The sequence below is a fragment of the Streptomonospora litoralis genome, from assembly GCF_004323735.1.
Lineage (GTDB): Bacteria > Actinomycetota > Actinomycetes > Streptosporangiales > Streptosporangiaceae > Streptomonospora > Streptomonospora litoralis.
Window position 1 is genome coordinate 2,996,741 of sequence record NZ_CP036455.1, and the last position, 21,849, is coordinate 3,018,589.

The 21,849-nt window shown below is 73.8% G+C and carries 19 protein-coding genes; 10 read left to right on the plus strand and 9 right to left on the minus strand.

Annotation, left to right across the window (positions count from 1 at the left end; genetic code table 11):
• Positions 1–38: 38 nt before the first annotated feature.
• The 3 genes from EKD16_RS12880 to EKD16_RS12890 all read right to left on the minus strand — a co-directional run bounded on the left by EKD16_RS12880 (position 39) and on the right by EKD16_RS12890 (position 1,397).
• A complete protein-coding gene (locus EKD16_RS12880) occupies positions 39–479 on the minus strand; it encodes an ACT domain-containing protein (RefSeq protein ID WP_131098603.1) in 441 nt (146 codons plus the stop codon).
• Between the two features lie 32 nt (positions 480–511).
• Positions 512–1,060, minus strand: a complete 549-nt coding sequence (locus EKD16_RS12885) for a GNAT family N-acetyltransferase (protein WP_131098604.1) — start codon at positions 1,058–1,060, stop codon at positions 512–514.
• 133 nt (positions 1,061–1,193) lie between these two features.
• Complete coding sequence (locus tag EKD16_RS12890; RefSeq protein WP_040272319.1) at positions 1,194–1,397, minus strand: cold-shock protein; 204 nt, start codon at positions 1,395–1,397, stop codon at positions 1,194–1,196.
• 384 nt (positions 1,398–1,781) lie between these two features.
• On the opposite strand from EKD16_RS12890, the gene EKD16_RS12895 reads away from it, so the two are divergent.
• Positions 1,782–4,088 carry an FdhF/YdeP family oxidoreductase gene (locus tag EKD16_RS12895; protein WP_131098605.1) on the plus strand — a complete coding sequence of 769 codons (2,307 nt, stop codon included), beginning with the start codon at positions 1,782–1,784 and terminating at the stop codon, positions 4,086–4,088.
• Between the two features lie 63 nt (positions 4,089–4,151).
• Here the strand turns inward: EKD16_RS12895 and EKD16_RS12900 are convergent, their stop codons facing one another.
• Positions 4,152–5,177 (minus strand): sigma-70 family RNA polymerase sigma factor, encoded by a 1,026-nt coding sequence (locus tag EKD16_RS12900; RefSeq protein ID WP_131098606.1) that lies wholly within the window; start codon positions 5,175–5,177, stop codon positions 4,152–4,154.
• A 510-nt stretch (positions 5,178–5,687) separates the two neighbouring features.
• Between EKD16_RS12900 and EKD16_RS12905 the strand changes: the two genes are divergently transcribed.
• The 6 genes from EKD16_RS12905 (at position 5,688) to EKD16_RS12930 (ending at position 13,619) form a co-directional block, all read left to right on the plus strand.
• Positions 5,688–8,798, plus strand: a complete 3,111-nt coding sequence (locus tag EKD16_RS12905) for an FAD-binding and (Fe-S)-binding domain-containing protein (protein WP_131098607.1) — start codon at positions 5,688–5,690, stop codon at positions 8,796–8,798.
• 3 nt (positions 8,799–8,801) lie between these two features.
• Positions 8,802–9,911 (plus strand): enolase C-terminal domain-like protein, encoded by a 1,110-nt coding sequence (locus EKD16_RS12910; protein ID WP_131098608.1) that lies wholly within the window; start codon positions 8,802–8,804, stop codon positions 9,909–9,911.
• A 196-nt stretch (positions 9,912–10,107) separates the two neighbouring features.
• Positions 10,108–10,647: a DUF1697 domain-containing protein gene (locus EKD16_RS12915; RefSeq protein WP_131098609.1), complete on the plus strand. Its 540-nt coding sequence runs from the start codon at positions 10,108–10,110 to the stop codon at positions 10,645–10,647.
• A 276-nt stretch (positions 10,648–10,923) separates the two neighbouring features.
• On the plus strand, positions 10,924–11,571 hold the full coding sequence (locus EKD16_RS12920) for an SCO family protein (RefSeq protein ID WP_131098610.1): 648 nt from the start codon (positions 10,924–10,926) through the stop codon (positions 11,569–11,571).
• 88 nt (positions 11,572–11,659) lie between these two features.
• Positions 11,660–12,199, plus strand: coding sequence for a copper chaperone PCu(A)C (locus EKD16_RS12925; protein WP_131098611.1), 540 nt, complete (start codon positions 11,660–11,662; stop codon positions 12,197–12,199).
• Positions 12,200–12,296: 97 nt separating this feature from the next.
• On the plus strand, positions 12,297–13,619 hold the full coding sequence (locus EKD16_RS12930) for a Dyp-type peroxidase (RefSeq protein WP_131098612.1): 1,323 nt from the start codon (positions 12,297–12,299) through the stop codon (positions 13,617–13,619).
• Positions 13,620–13,664: 45 nt separating this feature from the next.
• Here EKD16_RS12930 and EKD16_RS12935 read toward each other — a convergent pair whose 3' ends face one another.
• Genes EKD16_RS12935 through EKD16_RS25775 form a run of 4 tightly spaced genes read right to left on the minus strand, consistent with a single transcriptional unit; the run spans position 13,665 to position 18,363 of the window.
• Positions 13,665–14,525: a polysaccharide deacetylase family protein gene (locus EKD16_RS12935; protein ID WP_131098613.1), complete on the minus strand. Its 861-nt coding sequence runs from the start codon at positions 14,523–14,525 to the stop codon at positions 13,665–13,667.
• Positions 14,526–14,545: 20 nt separating this feature from the next.
• On the minus strand, positions 14,546–15,304 hold the full coding sequence (locus EKD16_RS12940; protein ID WP_207391293.1) for an SDR family NAD(P)-dependent oxidoreductase: 759 nt from the start codon (positions 15,302–15,304) through the stop codon (positions 14,546–14,548).
• Entirely contained in the window at positions 15,301–16,695 is a 1,395-nt protein-coding gene (locus EKD16_RS12945; protein WP_242676952.1) for a M20/M25/M40 family metallo-hydrolase, read from the minus strand. Before EKD16_RS12945 ends, EKD16_RS12940 begins: the two co-directional genes overlap by 4 nt.
• 36 nt (positions 16,696–16,731) lie before the next feature.
• Positions 16,732–18,363 (minus strand): PucR family transcriptional regulator, encoded by a 1,632-nt coding sequence (locus EKD16_RS25775; protein WP_131098615.1) that lies wholly within the window; start codon positions 18,361–18,363, stop codon positions 16,732–16,734.
• Between the two features lie 115 nt (positions 18,364–18,478).
• Here EKD16_RS25775 and EKD16_RS12955 point away from each other — a divergent pair, with 115 nt between their 5' ends.
• Genes EKD16_RS12955 through panF form a run of 3 tightly spaced genes read left to right on the plus strand, consistent with a single transcriptional unit; the run spans position 18,479 to position 21,456 of the window.
• Positions 18,479–19,597: a M20/M25/M40 family metallo-hydrolase gene (locus tag EKD16_RS12955; protein WP_242676953.1), complete on the plus strand. Its 1,119-nt coding sequence runs from the start codon at positions 18,479–18,481 to the stop codon at positions 19,595–19,597.
• 17 nt (positions 19,598–19,614) lie between these two features.
• Positions 19,615–19,938, plus strand: coding sequence for a YhdT family protein (locus EKD16_RS12960; RefSeq protein WP_131098617.1), 324 nt, complete (start codon positions 19,615–19,617; stop codon positions 19,936–19,938).
• Between the two features lie 6 nt (positions 19,939–19,944).
• Complete coding sequence (gene panF / locus EKD16_RS12965; protein WP_131098618.1) at positions 19,945–21,456, plus strand: sodium/pantothenate symporter; 1,512 nt, start codon at positions 19,945–19,947, stop codon at positions 21,454–21,456.
• Between the two features lie 62 nt (positions 21,457–21,518).
• Here the strand turns inward: panF and EKD16_RS12970 are convergent, their stop codons facing one another.
• Positions 21,519–21,803, minus strand: coding sequence for a DUF2277 domain-containing protein (locus tag EKD16_RS12970; protein ID WP_131098619.1), 285 nt, complete (start codon positions 21,801–21,803; stop codon positions 21,519–21,521).
• Between the last annotated feature and the right edge of the window lie 46 nt (positions 21,804–21,849).

Below are 21,849 nucleotides of genomic sequence, written 5' to 3' on the forward strand. Positions count from 1 at the left end.
AGGGTGGTCCCGGCGGCGGGCACGGGCCGCAAAGCGGCCTACCTGCAGCCGTCTGCGACCGCTGCGTCATCCGTCCCGCCGGCGGCGGCCTCGGCGGAAAGGGTGCGCAGCACATCCAGCGCGCGCTCACTCTCGTCGGCCGGGACGAACACGTGGTCGTGGTGGAATCCGGCGACGATGTTGCACGGGATGGCGGCACGGGCCAGCGCCGCCGACACCGCGGCGGTCAGTCCGACCGCGTCCAGCGCGGAGTGCACCCGCAAGGTGATCCACGCGGCGGCGAAGTCGTACACCAGTCCGGCGGCCTCGGCCTCCTCGCGGGTGCAGACCACCGTCAGCCCTTCGTCTTCGGCGACGGTGACCGCCGGGTCCACGCCTGCGGGCGGTGCGGCGGCGCGGGCGAACACGTAGGTCCCACTGCGCAGCTCGGGCCGGAGTCCGGCGAGCATGCGGTCGAGGTCGCGTTCAGGGGTGTGCACAGGGCTCCCGGCGGCTGCTGAGGGACCGGGGGCTAGCGGGCCCGGCCGGCGATGTCGGAGGGGCGGATCCGAAAGACCTGCAACCGGTTGTTGTAGTACTTCTCGGTCTCGCCGACCCACTCCATGCCCAGGCGGCGGGCGGTGGCGACGGCGCGGGTGTTCTTCGGGCGCGCCACCGCGAACAGCTCCTCGATGCCCTGCTCGAAGGCCCAGCCGATGATGGCGCCGCCGGCCTCGGTGGCGTAGCCGTTGCCCCAGGCGTCGGGGCGCAGCTGCCAGTTCAGCTCGAAGTCCTCCTCGAACGGCGGCAGCAGGCGCAGCGACAGGCCGCCGATGAGGTCGCCGTCGCGCCGGCGCACGATCGCCCAGCGCCCGGCCGGCGGCAGGAAGTTGGGCTGGGCCTCGACCCAGGCGTGCAGCACGGACCGCATCGCCTCGACGTCGGTGACGGCGCGCATCTCGGGGGTGAGCCAGCGGGCGACCTCCTCGGCCCCGTAGATCCGCAGCGCGGCTTCGGCGTCGTCGGTGGTCCAGTCGCGGATGATCAACCGCTCGGTGCGCAGCTCAGGGCTTGAGGTCATATCGGGCATGTTAACCAAGATGCGCCGCCGCCGACCGTGCGCCGCGCCTTCCGCAGGCGGCCTCCGGAAGCGCGGCGGGGGCCGCCCGGTGATCCGGACGGCCCCCGCCTGCGAGTGGTGGAGTCGTCGCCGACTACACGCCCTGCACGTTCTCGGCCTGCGGGCCCTTGGGGCTCTGCGTGACGTCGAACTCGACGCGCTGGTTCTCCTCAAGGTTGCGGAAGCCGGAGCCCGCGATGTTGCTGTAGTGGACGAAGACGTCCGGGCCGCCGGCATCCTGCTGGATGAAGCCGAAGCCCTTCTCGCTGTTGAACCACTTGACGGTTCCCTGCGCCATGGCTGATCCCTCACTTCCCGAGATCGGTCCAGACCCGCACTCTGCGGCATCTGCGGGTGCTGCGAACCTTCTCCGGATTGAAAAACGCCCGCTGGTCAAAAACTCCGCGGGCGATCACACAGGATCCAGCGAAATCAAGACTGCTACCCACAGCCGATACTAACACCGGGTAGGTGTGCGTGATGGGTGGCGTGAGTCACGGAAAGCGCTGTTGACGCAGGTTTGAACGACATACCAACGGACGCCTTTACAAGGTAGATCCGTTCTGGCGCCGGAGGCCGCGACCGACCGACCCGCTTTGCTCTCCGATGATCGTCTGCGATTCCGCTTGGTGGAAGAATGGAGGCGACCCGTGATCCAGCCGCCGGATGGGGGCGCTCAGCCGTGTCCAACGCACCCAGCGACGAGCCCGACCAGCACACGCCCGACGTCGGTACTCCCCGCGACTCCGCCGCCGGGATCCCCGCCGTCGTCCACGGCCTGCGCAGCGTCGGCGCCCAGGCGGGCGCCGCGCGCGGCCTGCGCACCCTGGCCCGAGTCAACCAGAAGCGCGGATTCGACTGCCCCGGTTGCGCCTGGCCCGAGCCCGACCACCGCCACCCTGCCGAGTTCTGCGAGAACGGCGCGAAGGCCGTCGCCGAGGAGGCCACCCGCCGCGCCGTCTCCGCCGGCTTCTTCGCCCGCCACTCCGTGGCCGACCTCGCCGAGCGCTCCGGGTACTGGCTCGGGCAGCAGGGGCGGCTCACTGAGCCGATGTACCTGGCGCCGGGCGCCACGCACTACTCCCCCATCGGCTGGGACGCCGCCCTGGACCTGCTCGCCGAGCACCTGCGCGGCCTCGACTCCCCCGACGAGGCGGTCTTCTACACATCGGGGCGCACCTCCAACGAGGCGGCGTTCCTCTACCAGCTGCTCGCGCGCCGCCTGGGCACCAACAACCTGCCCGACTGCTCGAACATGTGCCACGAGTCCTCCGGGGAGGCGCTGGGTGAGACCCTGGGCGTGGGCAAGGGCAGCGTGCACCTGGAGGACCTCTGCCGCGCCGACCTGATCGTCGTCGCCGGGCAGAACCCCGGTACCAACCACCCCAGGATGCTCACCGCTCTGGAGAAGGCCAAGCGGGCGGGCGCGCGGATCGTCACCGTCAACCCGCTGCCCGAGGCGGGCATGCAGCGCTTCCGCAACCCGCAGAGCCTGCGCGGCCTCGCCGCCGGCGGCACCGTGCTGACCGACCTGTTCCTGCAGGTCCGCCTGGGCGGCGACCTCGCCCTCTTCACCGCTCTCAACCGCCTGCTGCTGCAGACGGAGGAGGCCGAGCCCGACTCGGGCGCGCTCGACCGCGCGTTCATCGACGAGCACACCCACGGCTTCGACGCCTACGCCAAGCAGCTGCTCACCGAGGACGAGGACGCCTTCTGGCGGCGCGTCACGGCCGCCACCGGTCTGGACCGAACGCGTATCGAAGAGGCCCTGGCCATGGTGCGCGGCGCTCGCCGCATCGTGGTCTGCTGGGCGATGGGGCTGACCCAGCACCGCCACGCCGTGCCCACCATCCGCGAGGTGGTCAACTTCCTGCTGCTGCGCGGCAACGTCGGCCGCCCGGGAGCGGGCGTGTGCCCGGTGCGCGGGCACAGCAACGTCCAGGGCGACCGCACCATGGGCATCTTCGAGCGCCCGAAGCCGGCGTTCCTGGATGCGCTGGGCGCCGAATTCGGCTTCGAGCCGCCGCGCGAACACGGTCTGGACGTGGTCCGCTCGATCCGCGCGATGCGCGAAGGCTCGGCGAAGGTCTTCACGGCCATGGGCGGCAACTTCGTCTCCGCGGCCCCCGACACCGCGGCCACCGAGGAGGCGGTGCGCCGCTGCGAACTGACCGTGCAGGTCTCCACCAAGCTCAACCGCTCGCACACGGTCACCGGTGAATGCGCGCTGATCCTGCCCGCGCTGGCGCGCAGCGACCGCGACCGGGGCCCCGACGGCGCCGAGCGCTTCGTCACGGTGGAGGACTCCATGGGTCGGGTGCACGCCTCGCGCGGCAGCGTCGAGCCGCTGTCCAGGGAAATGCGCGCCGAAGTCGACATCGTCTGCGACCTGGCGCAGCGGCTCTTCGGAGCGGAGCCCACCGCCGACTGGGCGGGGATGGCGGCCGACTACGACCGCGTCCGCGACCGCATCGCCGCGGTCGTGCCGGGCTTCACCGACTTCAACGCGCGGGTGCGCGCGCCCGGCGGGTTCGCGCTGCCGCACGCCCCGCGCGACGACCGCTCCTTCCCCACCGCCACGGGCCGCGCCAACTTCACCGCCAACCCGATCACCGCGCCACAGGTGCCTCTCGGGCGGCTGCTGCTGCAGACACTGCGCTCACACGACCAGTACAACACCACGGTCTACGGCCTGGACGACCGCTACCGCGGGGTGCGCGGCGGACGTCGGGTGGTGTTCGTCAACGCCGAGGACGCACGCGAACTGGGGTTGGCCGACGGCCGGCGGGTCGACCTGATCGGCGAGTGGAGCGACGGCACCGAGCGCCGCGCCTTCGGGTTCCGCCTGGCCTGCTACCCCACGCCGCGCGGTTGCGCGGCGGCCTATTATCCGGAGACCAACGTGCTGGTGCCGCTGGACCACACGGCCGAGTACAGCAACACCCCGGCGTCGAAGTCGGTGGTCGTGCGGCTGGAGCCCGCCGACTAACCGGCCGGGGACGCCACCGGGGCCCCGAGCGCAGGCGCCGACTGAAGCCGCGGTCGACGGCCGTCACCCGCTCCGGGCCGGCAACCGCTCCGGCAGCCCGAACAGCGGGAACAGGCGCTCGGTGTCGAGGTAGCTGGTGATGCCCACGATGCGGTCGCCGGAGGTCTCGACGACCTGCAGCGCCCACGGCTCGAACGTGCCGCCCACTCCGCCGGGGCGGTACTGGCCGAAGGCGCCCGTCCCGTTGGCGGACACGGGGACCAGCCGGGAGCCGCGGCACCCGTGGCCCGGGCCGGTCATCCAGGCGGCGATGGCCTCGACGCCCTGCAGCCACAGCGCATAGGGCGGCATGGACATGGCGGCGTCCTCGCGCAGCAGCGCGGCGAGGGAGTCCATGTCGTAGGACTCGAAGGCGTCGACGTAGCGAGCGAGCAGCTCGGCCTGTGCTCCGTCGCCGGGCCGCAGCACTTCGGCGTCGGTGTCGTCGAGTTTGGCCAGGGTGGCGCGGGCGCGCTGCAGGGCGCTGTTGACCGAGGCGACGCTGGTGTCCAACAGGTCGGCGACCTCCTGGGCCCGCCAGGCCAGGACCTCGCGCAGGATGAGCACCGCCCGCTGGCGGGGGGCGAGGTGCTGCAGCGCGGCGACGAAGGCCAGTCGCACGCTGTCGCGCAGGGCGACCTGGTCGGCGGGGTCCCCGCCGGCGGGCAGCGCCCGGCTGTCGGGGAAGGGCTCGACCCAGGTCTCGTCGGCGTAGGCGGGGCCGAGCACGGCGTCGGTGCCCTGCGCCGGGCCCATCTCCATCGGCCGCGCGCGCCGCGACCGGCCGTTGAGGGCGTCCATACAGGTGTTGGTGGTGATGCGGTACAGCCACGAACGCAGCGAGGAGCGGCCCTCGAAGCGGTCCACGCCGCGCCAGGCGCGCACCATGGCCTCCTGGACGGCGTCCTCCGCCTCGAACGCCGAGCCCAGCATCCGGTAGCAGTACCCGGTGAGCTCGACGCGGTAGGATTCCAGGCGGCGTTCGATCTCCTCGGGGGAGGAGGGCGGTGTCCCGGGCTCCTTCGCAGGAGTCGCAGCGAGTTCGCTCATCGAGTGTCCTCTCCGGCGCCGCCGACCGGCCGCGTGCGCCGGCGCCTCGGGCGGAGTTTCCGCAGGTGGTATCGACAATCCTTACGCTAGCGGCGGGGTATGACAAGAGCGGTTTCGCCCGTACGCCCCGAGACGGCCGAGGCGCGTTCTGCGGCGTCTGTTCAGTCGACGATGCGCTCTGGCGGGGTCGGTTCGGATGGGACGCCAACAGCCACCTTTACATCGTAGATTCCACATGGCGCCAGGGTTCAACCTCTCCCTCCACCGCGGTGCGACCGCGGTAGGCGTTTGCCGCCGCCGACTGCGGTCAGCCGGTTTGTCGGGGAACGCACACCGTTCGCGGGCCGGGTCCCCGGCCCGCGAACGGCCCGCACTGCGGCGCTCCCCCGTTGCAAGTACCACCGGCGGCCGCAGGCACCGCGGCCGCTCACCGGCGGTCGCCACAGCCCCGCGGCCGCAGCCCCGCCGGTGGCGGCCCGGCGGGGCTGCGGCCAGCGGAAAGGGGATACGGTGACCGCGCACACCACCGCAGCAGCCCGTGGCAGCGCCGCGGAGTCCGTCGACGCCGAGGCACTGCGCCGGGACCTCGTCGACCGGGTCGACGGCGAGGTCCGCTTCGACGACGGCACCCGCTCGATCTATGCCACCGACGCCTCCAACTACCGGCAGATCCCCGTCGGCGCGGTGATACCGCACAACCTGGAGGCGGGGGTGGAGGCCGTGGCCGTCTGCCGCGAGCACGACGCACCGCTGCTCTCGCGGGGCGGCGGGACGAGCCTGGCCGGCCAGTGCTGCAACACGGCGGTGGTCATCGACTGGTCCAAGTACTGCAACCGGGTGCTCGACGTCGATCTGGAGGCCGGCACCGCCACCGTCGAGCCGGGCATCGTGCTCGACACCCTCAACGCCCGCACCCGCGCCGAGGGCGGCGTCATCTTCGGGCCGCAGCCCTCCACCCACGGCCGCTGCACCCTCGGCGGCATGATCGGCAACGACTCCTGCGGATCCACCGCCCAGGCCTACGGCAAGACCTCGGCCAACATCCACCGGCTGGAAATCCTGACCTACGACGGCTGCCGGATGTGGGTGGGCCCCACCGGCGACGAAGAGTACGCGCGCATCCAGGCCGAGGGAGGCCGCCCCGCCGAGATCCACCGCGAACTGCGTGAGCTCGCCGAGCGCCACGGCCCGGCGATCCGGCGCCGGTTCCCCGACATCCCCCGCCGCGTCTCCGGCTACAGCCTCGACGCGCTGCTGCCGGAGAACGGCTGCGACCTGGCCCGGGCCCTGGTGGGCTCGGAGGGAACGCTGGCCACCGTGCTGCGCGCCGAGGTCCGCCTGTCCCACGAACCGCCCGCGCGCACGATGGTGCTGTGCGGGTTCCGCGACATCTTCGCCGCCGCCGACGCGGTGCCCGGCATCGTGGAGTTCGAGCCCATGGCGCTGGAAGGAATCGACGACAAGCTCGTCGGCTTCGAGCGCCGCGAGCAGCTGAACCGGCAGGCGCTGCGCAGCCTGCCCGAGGGCGCCGGCTGGCTGATGGTGCAGTTCGGCGGCGACACCGGCGAGGAGTCGCGGCGCCGGGCCGAGGAGTTCCGCGACGCCCTGTCCGGCAGCGAGGACGCCCCGGTCGTCCAGATCTACGACGACCCCGGCCACGCCGCGGCGATGTGGTCGGTGCGCGAGGCGGGGCTGGGCGCCACCGCGCGGGTCCCGGCCGAACCCGATACCTGGCCGGGCTGGGAGGACTCGGCGGTGCCGCCGGAGCGCTTCGGCGACTACCTGCGCGACCTCCACGCGCTGATGGAGGAGTTCGGCTACGCCCGCCGCTCGGCCATGTACGGCCACTTCGGGCACGGCTGCCTGCACACCCGCATCCCCTTCGAGCTGACCACCGCCGACGGAGTCGCCGACTACCGCAGCTTCGCCGAACGCGCCGCCGACCTGGCCGCGCGCTACGGCGGCTCGTTCTCCGGCGAGCACGGCGACGGCCAGTCGCGCGCGGAGCTGTGGCCGCGGATGTTCGGCAGCGAGCTGATGCCGGCCTTCACCGAACTGAAGCGGATCTTCGACCCCGGCGACCGGATGAACCCCGGCAAGCTCGTGCGCCCCGACGGCGCGGCTCCCCAGCGGCTGGACGAGCACCTGCGGCTGGGCACGGACTACCGGCCGGAGCATCCGGATACCTTCTTCGCCTACCCGGGCGACGACGGCGACTTCGCCCGCGCCACGCTGCGCTGCGTGGGTGTGGGCGCCTGCCGCCACGACAGCGGCGGGGTGATGTGCCCGAGCTACCGGGTCACGGGCGAGGAGGCGCACTCCACGCGCGGCCGCGCCCGGATGCTCAACGACATGCTGCGCGGCGACGTGGTGGAGGGGTGGCGATCGCCCGAGGTCGACGACGCGCTGGACCTGTGCCTGGCCTGCAAGGGCTGCAAGAGCGACTGCCCGGTCAACGTGGACATGGCCACCTACAAGGCGGAGTTCCTGGCCCACCACCACCGCGGGCGCGTGCGCCCGGCCGCGCACTACTCGATGGGCTGGCTGCCGCTGTGGGCGCGGCTGGCCTCGGTCGCGCCCGAGGGCGCCAACGCGTTCAGCGCCGCGGCGGGGCTCGTCCCGCGGGCCAAGCGGCTCGGCGGGGTCGCCGCAGACAGGCCCATCCCGGCGTTCGCGCCGGTGCGGCTGCGCGACGCGTTCCGCCGCCGCTCGCGGCGCCGCGGCGGCAGCGGCGGCGACAGCACCGGGCGCGGTGAGGTGATCCTGTGGCCCGACACCTTCACCGACAACTTCCAGCCCGAGGTCGGCGCGGCGGCGGTGCGCGTGCTGGAGGACGCCGGGTTCGCGGTGCGGATGCCGCGGCGCACCCTGTGCTGCGGGCTGACCTGGATCAGCACCGGCCAACTGAAGACCGCACGCCGGGTGATCCAGCGCACTGTGGCGGCACTGCGCGAGGACATCCGGGCGGGGGTGCCCGTCGTCGGGCTGGAACCCTCGTGCACGGCGGTGTTCCGCTCCGACGCACCTGAGATGTTCCCGCACGACGAGGACGTGCGCCGACTCAGCGAGCAGACCTTCACCCTGGCCGAGCTGCTGAACGAGCGCGCTCCCGACTGGGAGCCGCCGCGGATGGAACGGGCGGCCATGGCACAGCCGCACTGCCACCAGCACGCGATCATGGGCTTCTCCGCCGACAAGAGCCTGCTGGAGCGCACGGGCGCGGACACGCGGGTGCTGGACGCCGGGTGCTGCGGTCTGGCCGGGAACTTCGGTTTCGAGGACGGCCACTACGCGGTCTCGATGGCCTGTGCCGAGGACGGGCTGCTGCCGGCGGTGCGCGACGCCGACCCCTCGGCGGTGGTGCTGGCGGACGGGTTCAGTTGCCGTACGCAGATCGAGCACGCCGACGTCGGCCGCGAGGCGGTGCACCTGGCCCAAGCGCTGGACATGGCGCTGCGCCGCGGAGCGCCGGACCGCCGACCCGAGCAGGGTGCGGCGCGGACGACCGAGCGGCGGCGGGCACCGGCCTACGACGCCGACGAGATCCGCGCGGAGGCGGTGCGCGCCGGGCAGTCGGGCTCCTTCGCCACCGGGTCCGGATCGTCCGGGACGGGGGTGTGAGCCGTGGGCTTCAGCGACCCCGCCGTCACCGGCGTGCGCGCCGCCGCCTATACCGTGCCGACCGACCGCCACTCCGCGGACGGCACACTGGCCTGGGATTCCACCACCATCGTGGTCGTGCACGTGGCGGGCGGCGGACACGAGGGGCTGGGCTGGACCTACGGGCCGCCGGCCTGCGCCGCGATCGTGCACGACCAGCTCGCCCCCGTGGTGCGCGATCTTCGGGTGCTGGACGTTCCGGCTGCGCTGGAGGCCATGGTCCGCGCGGTGCGCAACGCGGGGCGTCCGGGCGCGGTCGGCTATGCGGTCTCGGCCGTGGAGACCGCGCTGTGGGATCTCAAGGCGCGCCTGCTCGGTCTGCCGCTGTACCGGCTGCTGGGTGCGATGCGCAGCGCTGTTCCGCTGTACGGCAGCGGTGGGCTGACCTCCTACGGCGACGACGACCTGCGCCGCCAGTTGCGCGGCTGGGTGCATGAGGAGGGCTTCGACCGGGTCAAGATCAAAATCGGGGAAGACCGGGGCACACGGGAGCGGCGCGACCTGGAGCGGGTGCGGCTGGCCCGCGAGATCGTCGGCGACGGCGCCGAACTGTTCGTCGACGCCAACGGCGCCTACACCGCCAAGCAGGCGATCCGCGTGGCCCGCGGCCTGGACGCCGCGGGTGTCTCCTGGCTGGAGGAACCGGTCTCCTCCGACGACCTGGCGGGGCTGCACCAGGTTCGCGACGGCTCGGCGATGGATGTGACCGCCGGCGAATACGGCTGCACCGTCGCCTACTTCGAGCACATGTGCGCCGCCGGGGCGGTGGACTGCCTGCAGGCCGACGCCACCCGCTGCGGCGGTGTACTGGAGTTCCTGCGGGTCTGCGCGGTGGCGGCGGCCCACGGGCTGGACAGCTCCGCCCACTGCGCCCCTTACCTGCACCGGCATGTGGCGGCGGCCACCCCGCGGCTGCGGCACGTGGAGTGGTTCCACGACCACGTGCGCATCGAGCGCCGGCTCTTCGAGGGGGCCGACCCGCCCGAGCGGGGGGTGCTGCCGCTGGATCCGCAGCGCCCCGGCCACGGCGTGGAGCTGCGCGAGGCCGATGCCCAGCCCTACCGCGTGGTATGAGGCGTTGCCGTTCGGGTGCACTCCACACGAGTGCCTTTACAATGTAGATTTCCTCTAGCCGCCGCGGAGGCCGATCCCGGCCGCGGCACCGGCCGGAATCGGCCTCCTGCGCGCTCCCCCCGATCGCCGGGCACCGGTGTCGGCGCCGTGGCCTAAGGTGTGCGCAGGCGCGGGAGCGGGCGACGAGGAGGATGCCGTGGCCAGATACGCGGCCCTGCTGCGCGGGATCAACGTGGGCGGGCGCAACAAGGTCCGGATGGCCGATCTGCGCGCGCTGCTGGCAGGGCTGGGCCATACCGACGCGGCCACGCTGCTGCAGAGCGGCAACGCCGCCTTCACCTCCGCCGAGGCCGACCCGGTCGACCTGGGCGCCGCGATCGAGCGGGCGATCGACGCCGAGCTGGGGCTGAGCGTCGCGGTGATGGTGCGCAGCGCCGCCGACCTGGAGCGGGTGGTGGCCGAGGTCCCGTTCGCCGTACGCGATCCCGCCAAGTGCGCGGTGGCCTTCCTCAACACCGCGGTCGACCGCGAGCGGCTGGCCCGGCTCGACACCGCCGCCTACGCTCCCGAGGAGCTCGTAGCGGGCGAGCGCGAGCTGTACCTGTACTTCCCCGACGGCTCGGGCCGCGCCAAGCTGACGCAGGTGCTGGACCGCCACCTTCCGGCACCGGCCACCGTGCGCAACTGGAACACCACCACCCGGCTGCTGGAGCTGGTGCACCAGGGCGCCGGTTGACGCCGGAGCGGCCCCGGCGGCGCCGACCCCACCCCGGCTGGGGGACGGCCGGCACCGGCGGTAGCGTCGGACGCGGGCCGTATGCGCAGGCCGATGCGCATCCCGGCCGCCGCGCCGGCGGGCACGACGACGCCTTCCCGTCCTTCGCGGACGTCGCGTGGGCTCGTTCGGCCCCTCCCCCACCTGCTAGGGGCGCACCGCTTCGGCGTGCGTCGGCGGCGGCGGCGCGGCCGGTTCCCGCCTTTTCGGGTCAGATGTGAGGAGAGGCACTCGACGATGAGTGAGCGGCGAGGTGGAGCGCGCCGTCGGGCGATCGCGGTGGCGGCGGTCGCGGCCGCGGCCGTGCTCGCGCTGGCGGGCTGCGGCGGCAGCGGCGGGCAGCAGGAGATGTCCCAGCAGCGCACGGGGCCTTTTATGGAGGTCTCGGCGAGCGCGATGCCGGCGCCGCCTTATGAGTTCTCCACCACCCGGGGCGAGCCGTGGGCGTTCGGCGACGTGGCCCGGGACCGGCTGACGCTGCTCTACTTCGGCTACACGAGCTGCCCGGACGTGTGCCCGACCACCATGGCCGACGTCAACGCCGCGCTGCAGCGCATCGGCGGCACCGCCGAGGACTTCGACGTCGTGATGGTCAGCACCGACCCCCGGCGCGACACCGACGAGCAGCTGCGCGGCTGGCTGGACTCGTTCAATCCGCGGTTCACCGGGGTGCGCGGGCCCATCGACGAGGTCGTCGCGGCCGCCGAGGCCTACGGCATCCCCGTCGAGGCGCCGAAGGAGTCCGAGGGCGACTACCTGGTCACCCACGGGGGGCGGCTCGCCGTGCTCAACGGCGACGGCGCCGCGGTGGGGTTCTTCGACGAGGGCACCTCGGCGAAGGCGATGAGCGAGGAGCTGCCCGGGCTTGCCGAGAAGTGGCTGTGACGCCGCAACCGACACCGGCACCGACACCCACACTTCCACCGCCGACCGCGGGCGGATTCCCGTCGAACACGAACGGACGACTGCGACGATGACCACCACCAAGCGCCCGGCGCTCGCCTTCGCGGCGGCCGGCCTCACCGCCCTCGCCCTCTCCGGCTGCGGCGGCACCGCCTCCTCCGCCGGCACGGACCCCTCCCCCGCCGCCACCGCGACGCCCGACGCCGCGCAAGCCGGCAAAGGCAGCGCATCGAGCGGTGACATCGCGGTCAGCGGGGCGTGGGTACCCGTGCCGGCTCGGCCCGACGTCGGCGCCGCCTACCTCACCGTGCAGAACTCCGGTGCGGAGGACGACGCCCTCGTCGGCGCGGCGAGCACCGCCTCGCAGACGACGCAGATCCACACCACCGAGATCACCGAGAGCGGGGCCTCGACGATGAAGCAGGTCGAGGAGGTCCCCCTCCCGGCGGGGGGCGCCGCGCAGCTGGAGCCCGGCGGCCACCACATCATGATCATGGACATCGCCGAGGAGCTGGCCGTCGGCGACACGGTGACGTTGACGCTGTCGTTCGACAGCGGCGCCGAGGTACGGGTTCCCGCGCCGGTCCTGGAGCGCGGCGGAGGCCGGTGACCTGACCGACCGCCCTGGACACGGGTCCCGGCCGCCGCGTCGCACGTGTCCCGGGGCGGCGCGCGGACGCGGAACCGAAGGAGGAGCAGACGAGACGATGAGCGAATCCGGGCCGCCGCAGGACCCGCCCGACCAGCCGGCGCAGTCGCCGCCGGGCGGTGTGTCGCGCCGCGGGATGCTGGCCCGCATCGGCGCCGCCGCGCTCGTCGGCGCGGGCACCGGCCTGGGGGCGGGCGAAGTGCTGCCGCCGCGTGCACAGCCCGCCGGCGAGGCCGCGACGCCGCCGCGGTTGGCCATGGCCGCCGCGGAGTCCCCCGAGGGCGGCCCCGCGCGGCTGCAACCCGGCATCACCGGCACTCCGCCCGCCTTCTCGCACGTCCTCGCGCTGGACGTGCACGGCGCCGGCGGCGAGGGCGCGTCCGAGGCGGCGGCGGTCGCCGAGCGCGCCTCGCAGGTGCTGCGCGCCTGGTCCGCCGCCGCCGAGCGGCTGCACCGCGAAGGCCCGGCCGCCGTCGTGCCCGGAGCCGCCTCGGCCGACCTGCTGCCCGCTTCGCTCAGCGTCACCGTGGGCATCGGGCCGTCGCTGCCGGCTGCCGCCGGCCGCGGTGACGCGCGCCCCGCGGCCATGGCCGACCTCCCCGCCTTCGCCACCGACGCGCTGCACGAGCAGTGGTGCGGCGGCGACCTGCTGCTCCAGGTGGGCGCCGAGGACCCGGTGGTCGCGGCCTCGGCCGTGCAGCACCTGCTGTCCCAGGGGCGCGAGCACGCCCGCGTGCGCTGGTCGGTACGCGGTTTCCGGCGCACCGCCGCGGCCGCCGAGGACCCCTCGGCCACGCCGCGCAACCTCATGGGACAGATCGACGGAACCAACAATCCCGCGGGATCCCTGCTGGACCAGACGGTCCAGGTGCGCGAGGGCGCGGGCCCCGCATGGATGGCGGGCGGCAGCTATCTGGTCGTCCGGCGGATCCGGATGCTGCTGGCGGACTGGTTCGCCGAGGACGTCGGCCACCGCGAGGGGGTGATCGGCCGCGACCTGCCCACCGGCGCGCCGCTGGGCCGCGAAGGTGTCGACGCCGAGGTCGACCTCGCGGCCGAGGACGCCCGCGGCCGCCCCCTCATCGGCGACCACGCCCACATCCGCCTGGCGAGCCCGCAGAACAACCTGGGCGCGCGCATGCTGCGCCGCGGCTACAACTACGACGAGGGCTGGCGTGCCGACGGCACGCGTGACGCCGGCCTGCTCTTCATGGCCTGGCAGGCCGACCCGGCGCGCGGTTTCGTGCCCGTCCAGCGCAACCTCGCCGACAACGCCGACGCCCTCAACGAGTACACCCGCCACGAGGGCAGCGCCCTGTTCGCCGTTCCCCCGGCCGCACCCGAGGGCGGCTACCTCGGTCAGGAGCTGTTCGAGGGGTAGGGCGGTCCGGGCCACTCCCGCCGGTCGGCGGCGCGAGGCGCCCGCTCAGCGGCCGGGCGGCGCCGGCTTGGGCCGCCCGAGCTCCTCTCCCGCGGCGAAGCGCTCGGCCACCTCGCCCACGGTGCTGAACGCGACGCCCGTGCCGGCGATGCGGTCGAGCCATTCCTCCATCCGCAGCAGCCGGTGGCCGCGACCGATGACCTGGGGGTGGAACGTCACGGTCAGCACCCCCTGCTCGGTCTCGCGCAGCATGTAGGTCAGATCGGCCTCCCAGTCGCCGAACATGCGCTCCGCATCGCCCAGACCCGGCAGCGTCCGCGCGGGCGAGGTCAGAAACTCCAAGTGCGGCAGGTCGTCAAGGGTCCAGCTGACCGGGACCTCCACCAGCGGCGTCGGATCGCCCCACACCACCCCTTCGGCGTCCACCCGGTCGCCCACGCGGCAGTGGTAGGGGGCGTAGTCGTGGCCCATCATGCTGGAGTCGTAGCGCAGCCCCCGCTCGTTCAGCAGCGCGACCGTGTTCTCCGACAGGTCCCAGGCCGGCGCCCGGAACCCGCGTATCCCGCCTTCGGCGACGTCCTGCACCGCCGCGAGGGAGCGGTCCAGCACCGCCCGCTCGGCGTCCTCCGGCAGCGCGGCGACGTTCTCGTGGGCGTCGCCGTGCAGCGCGATCTCGTGGCCCTGGTCGCCGATGCGGCGGCACAGCTCGGGGTAGGTCCGTGCCGTGTGGCCGGGGACGAACCAGGTCGCCACCAGTTCCCGCCGCGCCAGCAACTCCAGCAGCCGGGGCACGGCGACCGCCCCGAACTCGCCGCGCGAGCGCGGGGTCGCCGAGAGCTGCCCGCGGTCGACCCACACCGACAGCGCGTCGAAGTCGAAGGTGAGGCAGACGTATCCGTTCGGCATGGCTGCGGTGCTCCTTTTCCTCAGGCGAGCGGGAGCGCGGCGTTGCCCGCCCCCGCTCCGCCGTCGACGGTGACGGTCGTACCGGTGATCCACTCGGCGTCCGCGGAGCACAGGTAGGCCGCGGCCGCCGCGACGTCGTCGGGCGTTCCGGGGCGGGGCCAGGGCCGCCCGGCCTGCACGGCGCGCACGTAGTCGGCGCCGAGCGGATTCACCTCGCTGTCGACCTCCACGAACCCCGGTGCGACCGCGTTGGCCCGGATCCGGTACTCGGCGAACTCCAGGGCGAGGGCCTTGGTGAGCATCGTCAGACCCGCCTTGGAGGTGCAGTAGTGGGCGGCCCCGCGCCGCGCGCGCTCCCCCGCGGTGGAGGTGACGTTGACGACGGCACCCGGTCGGCCTTCCGCTGCCAGGGTGCGGGCGAACTCGGTGGACAGCGCGAAGGGGCCGTCGAGGTTGGTGGCGAGCACGCCGCGCCATTCGGCGTCGCTCATCTCCATCAGCGGCCGGCTCGGGTACAGCCCCGCCGCGTTGACCAGCACGTCGAGCCCGCCGAAGTGCTCACCGGCGCTGCGCACGCACGCGCGGGCCGAGTCGGCGTCGGCGACGTCGGCCGCGACGACGGCGACGCCCTCGGGCCGCTGGAGTTGTTCGCGCAGGGCCGTGCACGCGGCCTCGCTGCGGTCACTGAGCACGACGTCGGCGCCCTCGGCCAGGAAGCGGCGGGCGATCGCCCCGCCGATCCCGCCCGCGGCTCCGGTGACCAGGACTGTGCGGCTCACTGTTCCTCCCAGATCTCGCGGCGGTTCATGCCCCGGCGCAGGGCCAGGTACTGCGGCACGCTCAGTCGGGGCGGCGACTGCGCGAGGACGCGGCGGGCGCCCGCGGCGCCGTCGGCGAGCAGGTCCACGACCGCCCCGGCGAGGTACAGTGCCGGCTCGACCGCGGCGGCGCGGTGGTCGCGCACCCGGTAGTCGGGGCTGTGGTGGTCTCCGTCGGCGCCGCCGGTGTAGGGGTGGGAGACGGGCATGACGTGGCCCAGGTCGCCCATGTCGCTGCACGCACCCAGGTGGCGTCCGCGCGCGGCGCCGGCGTCTCCGACGACGGCGCGGGCGTTGCGGGCGACGACGTCGTCCAGTGCCGGCGCCGACGACAGCGGCAGGTAGGCCAAAAGGGTGTCGGTCTGCACGCGGGCGCCGAAAGCGAGCGCGCCCGCGCGGGCGCTCCGGGTGGCCACGTCGCGGGCGCGCTGCAGCGCCTCGACGCTGTTCGCGCGCACCATGGTGCGCAGCACGGCCGCGGACGGCACCGACCCCAGCCCGCCCTCGTCGCCGGAGAGCAGGTAGTTGATGCGCACGCCGTCGCTTTCGGGCAGGGCGTCGCGCTGGGCGTCGAGGGCGTGGGCGGCCGTGGTGGCCGCCTTCAACGCGTTGACGCCCAGCCACGGACTCGACCCGGCGTGGGCGGAGCGGCCGGTGAAGCGGGCGCGCAGGACCAGGGATCCGTTGAGCGTGTCGGCGACGGAGAAGCGCGGTCCGCCGCCGCGGCCGGTGTGCGCGAGCAGCGCCATGTGCACGTCGTCGAAGGCGCCGATGCGCAGCAGTTCGGCCTTACCCACGGGGAACTCGACCGCCTCGGAGCCCTCGGAGCCGTCGCCCGTCCGGGGAGGCCCCTTCGGCGAACCGGCGTCGAGGTGGGGGTCGACGTCTCCCAGCTCCTCGGCGGGGGCGGCGATAAGCGCGACCGACCCGTCGAGCTCGGACATGGCCTCCCGCAGCCCCACGGCGGCCCCGGCCACGGCCGCGAGCTGGGCATGGTGGCCGCAGGCGTGCGCGGCGCCGGTCGCGGCGTCGGCCAGTGGGTGCTCGGGCAGCACGAGCCCGTCGAGTTCACCGACGAGGGCGATGCGCGGGCCGTCGCCGCGGCCCTGCAGCACGGCCTTCACACCGGTGTGGGCCAGCCCGGTGCGCTGCGGCAGTCCCAGCTCCCGCAACCAGGCACTGAAGCGCGCCGCGGTCGCGGTCTCCGCGTAGCCGGGCTCGGGCAGGTGCATGAGTTCGTCGCTTAAGGCGGCGATCTCCGCGGCGCGGCGCTCGATAGCGGCGTGCGCGGCCGCCTTGAGGCGTGCGGCCGCGCCGCCGGACGCGGTCTCGGGGTCGGGTGGGGTGCTCACACCGGCCAGTATGGGAGCGGTGTGCGCTCCCGGTCCTCATACATCGCCATCAACTTCGGAGGGCGGCCTTGTCTGTCGGTCCAAACCCGCCAGTCCGACCCGGCGCAGGTACAGCGCGGCGACGAGCCGCTCGTCGGGGTCGTTCAGGTCGATTCCGCAGATGGGATTCATGCGGCGCAGCCGGTAGCGCATCGTGTTGGGGTGCACGTGCAGCGCGCGGGAGGCGGCGATGACGTCCCCCAGGGCGTCGAGGTAGGCGGCCAGGGTGGCGGCGTAGTCGGTGTGGTGCGCCCGGTCGTAGTCGAGCAGGTCGGGCACGGGCCCGCGGGCGAAGCGCGGGTCGCCGCCGACCACGTCGGCCAGCACCAGCACTCCGGCCGCGGCGCGGACCTCCTCCGGCCGCACGACGCAGGTGCGGGCGGTTCCGCGTTCGCGCAGCACCCGCAGCACCAGCTCGGCCTCGGCGAGGGAGTCGGGCACGTCGGCGGCGCCGGTCACCACCGTGCCCAGCGCGCACAGCACCGCGCAGCCCGCCGCCGCGCTCGCGCGCCGCACCACCTCGCGCGCCGCCGAGGCCAGGTCGGCGGCGCCGGCGGTGTCCAGCTCGCACAGCAGCACGTCGACGCGCCCGCGGGAGGGCACCGGAACGGCGACGCCGCCGAGGGCGGGCAGGTGGACGCTGAGCAGGTCGGCGAACGCGCGGGCGTCGTGCGCCTGCTCGTCGGCGAAGACGCAGCACAGGACCGCGGCCGGCCGCCCGCGGTCGATGTCGAGCCACTCGGTCGCCTCCTCGTCGGCCGCTCCGGCCAGCAGCCTGCGGGCGAGCGACTCGACGACGCTGCGGCGGGTCTGGGTGCGCACGCCCAGCCGCAGCAGGTACTGGCCGGCCGAGGCGGCGGCACGGCGCAGCACGAGCGCCGCGTCGTCGGCCAGCGGCTCCCCGCGCTCGGCCACCCAGATCGAGCCGAGGATCTCGTCGCCGGAGCGCACGGCGACGGCCATGCGGCGGCTGACTCCCTGCTCGGGCACGGCCGGGACGTCCACGACGTCCTCGCCGCGCCACAACCGCCGGTAGACGCCCTGGTTGCGCAGCCGCGAGCGGTACCAGGAGGGGCCGCGCTGGTCGAGGACCGCCTGGCGGCGCATCGCGTCGTCGGTGTCGGCCAGCCGGGATGCGGCGAGCACCTCTTGGCGGGGGTCGAAGATCAGCACCGAGCCGCCGACGGACTCGCACAGGGCGTTGGCGAAGTCGGCGAGTTCGCGCGAGGGCGGACCGGCGGACTCGGCGTCGACCTCGGCGCCGGTCGAGGCGAGCAGTCCGCGCAGCTGCCCGGAGAACTGCGCCCATCCGGTGCCCGGCGCCAGGCCCAGCAGGGCGACGCCGGCGCGCCGGGCCGGGCCGCTCAGCCGCTCGCGCAGCTCGGCCGACGCCCGCACGACCACCGCGGCCACGCCGTGCCGGGCAGCCTCCTCCACCAGCTCCGGGGCGTCCGCGGCGCCGACCCCGACCGCGAGCAGCACATCGCCGGGCCCGGCGGCGAACTCGGCGGCGGCGTCGTGGATGACGACGTCGTGGCAGCGCACCGCGGGATCGGGGGGCTCGACCCACACCGACAGCGCGGACACTCCGATGGTGCCGATAACGGTGCTCAGCGGTGGACCCGCCACAACGGACCTCCTTGTCGTGGACGACAAGTCCTGTGCAGTTCTTCATACCAAGCGACCATTACAGGTCGATGATCACTCACCGAGACTGTGCTGCACGCCACCGAAGGAGGCACCGTTGCAGGTCGAGGAGTTCACCGACGCGCTGCGCTCGCTGGTCGGGGCGGAGTCGCCCTCAGCCGACCTCCCCGCGGTCGAGGCGTGCGGGGACCGCCTGGCCGACCTCGGCGAGCACATCACGGGGGACGCGCCCCAACGCGTTCCGCTGCCGGGCGGCCCTTCGGCGCTCGTCTGGGACCGCGGGCCCCGGGCGGCACCGGGCCGCGTGCTGCTGCTGGGGCACCGCGACACCGTGTGGCCGCTGGGCACCGACCGCAAGCGCCCCTTCAGCGTCGAGGGCGGAACCGCGCGCGGAGCGGGCGTCTTCGACATGAAGGCCGGCCTGCTCGTGGGTCTGCACGCGCTGGCCTCGGTCGGACCCGAGGTGCCGGTGACGCTGCTGGTCACCGGCGACGAGGAGACCGGCTCGACCGCCAGCCGGGAGCTGATCGAGGCCCGGGCGCGCGCCGCTCAGGCCGTGCTCGTGCTGGAGGGGGCGGCCGAGGGCGGCGCGCTCAAACGCGCCCGCAAGGGATGGTCGATCTACACGCTGCGCTTCCGGGGCCGCGCCGCCCACGCCGGACTCGAACCGCACGAGGGCGCCAACGCCCTGGTCCGCCTCGCCGAATACGCCACCGCGGCGGTGGGGCTGGCCGCACCCGAGCGGGGACTCACGGTGACACCGACGCTGGCGCGCGCCGGCGAGACCGTGAACACGGTGCCCGACGCCGCGGAACTCCACCTGGACGTGCGCGCCGCCACCTCCGCCGACCAGCGCCGCGTCGACGACCGCATCCGCCGCCTCGCCGAGGCGCCCGGCGAGGTGGAGGTGGCCGTCGAGGGCGGGCCGAACAGGCCGCCGATGGAGGAGGGCGCCGCGGCCGCGCTGCTGGGCCGGGCCGCCGAGAGCGCCCGTTCGCTGGGCTGGGAGCCCCCCGGCTCGGCGGCCGTAGGCGGCATCTCCGACGCCAACCTGTGCGCCGCGCTGGGGCTGCCCACCCTCGACGGTCTCGGCGCGGTGGGCGGCGGTCCGCACGCGGTCCACGAGTGGGTGGACGTTGGGGCCACCCTGAACCGAATTCCGCTGGTCTCGGCCCTGGTGGACGGCTTGGCAGCACGCCCGCTGACAGGGCCCTGAAGGGATGTGAGAACCCGATGCCCGAAACCCGATCCCCGCACCGCGGCGCCGACTTCGAGGAGGACCCGCGCTACCGGACGGCCATGCGCGAGCTGGGCATAGCGCTGGCCTACTGGGCCGCGTTCACCGTCGCCGTCACCGCCACCGCCTGGCTGCTGGGCGGCGGCAAGGACGCCGACGAACTCTCCTTCGTGCTGGGCTTTCCCGCCTGGTTCTTCTGGTCGGTCCCGGTGACCTGCTTCGTCTTCTCCGGTATCGCCTACTTCCTCGTCCGCCGTTTCTTCACCGACATCCCCCTCTCCGCCGACGGCTCCGCCGGCGAGGAGCGGGAGGAAAGGTAATCGACCATGCGCTGGGGCGTCCTCATCCCGATCCTGCTCTACGCCGTCGTGCTCCTGGTGATCGCCTGGTGGAGCTACCGCCGCCGCCAGGCGGTCGCCGAAGGGCAGCGGACCGAGCACTTCTACATGGGCGGCCGGTCGCTGGGCTGGCTGCTGCTGATGTTCACACTGCTGGCGAGCGGCGCCAGCGCGGGAACCTTCATCGGCGGCCCGGGCCTGGTCTACGGAGAGGGCTACGGCTGGATCCTGGTGTCGATCTTCCAGGTGCCGACGGCGTTCATCGCGCTGGCGGTGCTGGGCAAGAAGTTCGCGATCGTCGGCCGCAAGCTGGGCGCGCTGTCGATCGTGGACATGCTGCGGCACCGCTACGAGAGCCCGGCGGTGGTGATCGTCAGCTCGCTGGGGATCGTCGTCTTCCTGACGGCCTACATGGTGCCGCAGTTCGTCGGAGGGACCCGGCTGCTGGAGGCGGCCACGGGCGCCGACTACACCGTGCTGCTCGTCGGCCTCGCGGTGCTGATCGCGATCTACACGACCTTCGGCGGCTTCCTCGCCGACGCGATGAGCGACGTGCTGCAGGGGCTGATCATGCTCGCCGGCGCAGTGGTCGTGTGGGTCGCGCTGCTGGCTGCGGCCGGCGGCATGGGCCCGGTCAACGATCAGGTGATGAGCACCGCGCCGGAGCTGCTCACGCTGCCGGGGCCGGGCGGATTCACCCCGCAGATGATCGCGTCCTACTCGCTGCAGCTCGGCCTGATGTTCGGCGTCCTGCCGCACCTGGCCGTGCGCGCGATGAGCTACCGCGACTCGAAGTCGGTGCACACCGCGATGAAGGTCGGGCCGCTGGTGATGACCGTCATCACGCTCGGCTTCCTCACCATGGGCCTGATGGCGCGCTACTTCCAGCCGGATATGGAGGTCGGCGACCTCGCCCTGCCGACGACCATCATCGAGGTGCTGCCCTCGGGCGTGGCGGGCGTGCTGTTCGCGGCGCCGCTGGCGGCGGTGATGTCGACGGTGGACGCGATGATCCTGGTGGTCAGCGGAACCATCGTCCGCGACCTCTACGTGGCCTACGTGAACCCGCGGGTGAGCGACCGCCACACCTCGCTGCTCGCCTCGGGCACCTCCCTTGCGCTGTCCGCGGTGGTGCTGGTGCTGGCCCTGGATCCGCCCGACTACCTGGAACTGCTGGTCATCTACGCCATCGGCGGGCTAGAGGTGGCGTTCTTCTTCCCGCTGGTGCTGGGCCTGTACTGGAAGCGCGCCAACGCGCTGGGCGCCGGCCTCGGCATGGCCGGCGGGATGGTCTGGTACACGGTCGTCAACAACTGGGCGCCCCAGCTCGCCCTGGGCATGTTCCCGATCGCGACCTCCTCGGCCGTCGCGCTGGCGCTGTTCCTGCTGGGCAGCTACCTGGGCCCGCCGCCGCGGCGCGAGGTACTCGTGAAGTTCTGGGGCACCCAGGCCGAGATCGACCGGCTCGGCGAGGCGGTGCGACCGGGGCGGCCCGGCTGATGCGGCCGCACCCGCGCGGGAGACCGCGCGGGTGCGGCCGCATCGCAGGCGAGCCCCCGGAGCTAATCCCCGGCGGTGTCGGCCGCGTAGCGTTCGCGGGCGCGTTCGCGGGCCCGGGCCGCGTCCTGTTCGCGGGAGCGCGGCGGTGCCGTGGTGACCAGCGACTCCAGCAGCTCACCGGTGGCGGTGGCCACCGCCTCGACCGCGCGGTCGAAGGCGGCGCGGTTCGCCGCCGAGGGATGCGTGGCGCCGCTGACCTTCCGGACATACTGCAGCGCGGCCGCGCGCACCTCCGACTCCTCGGCAGGCGGTTCGTAGTTGTGCAGGCGGCGGATGTTTCGGCACATGCCTCCACGCTACGCCGGGGCAGGGACATCGCGGCCGCCCCGAGCC

Excerpts from the sequence above, each read along its gene's own strand:
- EKD16_RS12885 (WP_131098604.1), bottom strand. The coding sequence starts at position 1,060 with ATGACCTCAAGCCCTGAGCTGCGCACCGAGCGGTTGATCATCCGCGAC.
- EKD16_RS12890 (WP_040272319.1), bottom strand. The coding sequence starts at position 1,397 with ATGGCGCAGGGAACCGTCAAGTGGTTCAACAGCGAGAAGGGCTTCGGC.
- EKD16_RS12900 (WP_131098606.1), bottom strand. The coding sequence starts at position 5,177 with ATGAGCGAACTCGCTGCGACTCCTGCGAAGGAGCCCGGGACACCGCCC.
- EKD16_RS12920 (WP_131098610.1), top strand. The coding sequence starts at position 10,924 with ATGAGTGAGCGGCGAGGTGGAGCGCGCCGTCGGGCGATCGCGGTGGCG.
- EKD16_RS12925 (WP_131098611.1), top strand. The coding sequence starts at position 11,660 with ATGACCACCACCAAGCGCCCGGCGCTCGCCTTCGCGGCGGCCGGCCTC.
- EKD16_RS12930 (WP_131098612.1), top strand. The coding sequence starts at position 12,297 with ATGAGCGAATCCGGGCCGCCGCAGGACCCGCCCGACCAGCCGGCGCAG.
- EKD16_RS12935 (WP_131098613.1), bottom strand. The coding sequence starts at position 14,525 with ATGCCGAACGGATACGTCTGCCTCACCTTCGACTTCGACGCGCTGTCG.
- EKD16_RS12960 (WP_131098617.1), top strand. The coding sequence starts at position 19,615 with ATGCCCGAAACCCGATCCCCGCACCGCGGCGCCGACTTCGAGGAGGAC.
- panF (WP_131098618.1), top strand. The coding sequence starts at position 19,945 with ATGCGCTGGGGCGTCCTCATCCCGATCCTGCTCTACGCCGTCGTGCTC.
- EKD16_RS12970 (WP_131098619.1), bottom strand. The coding sequence starts at position 21,803 with ATGTGCCGAAACATCCGCCGCCTGCACAACTACGAACCGCCTGCCGAG.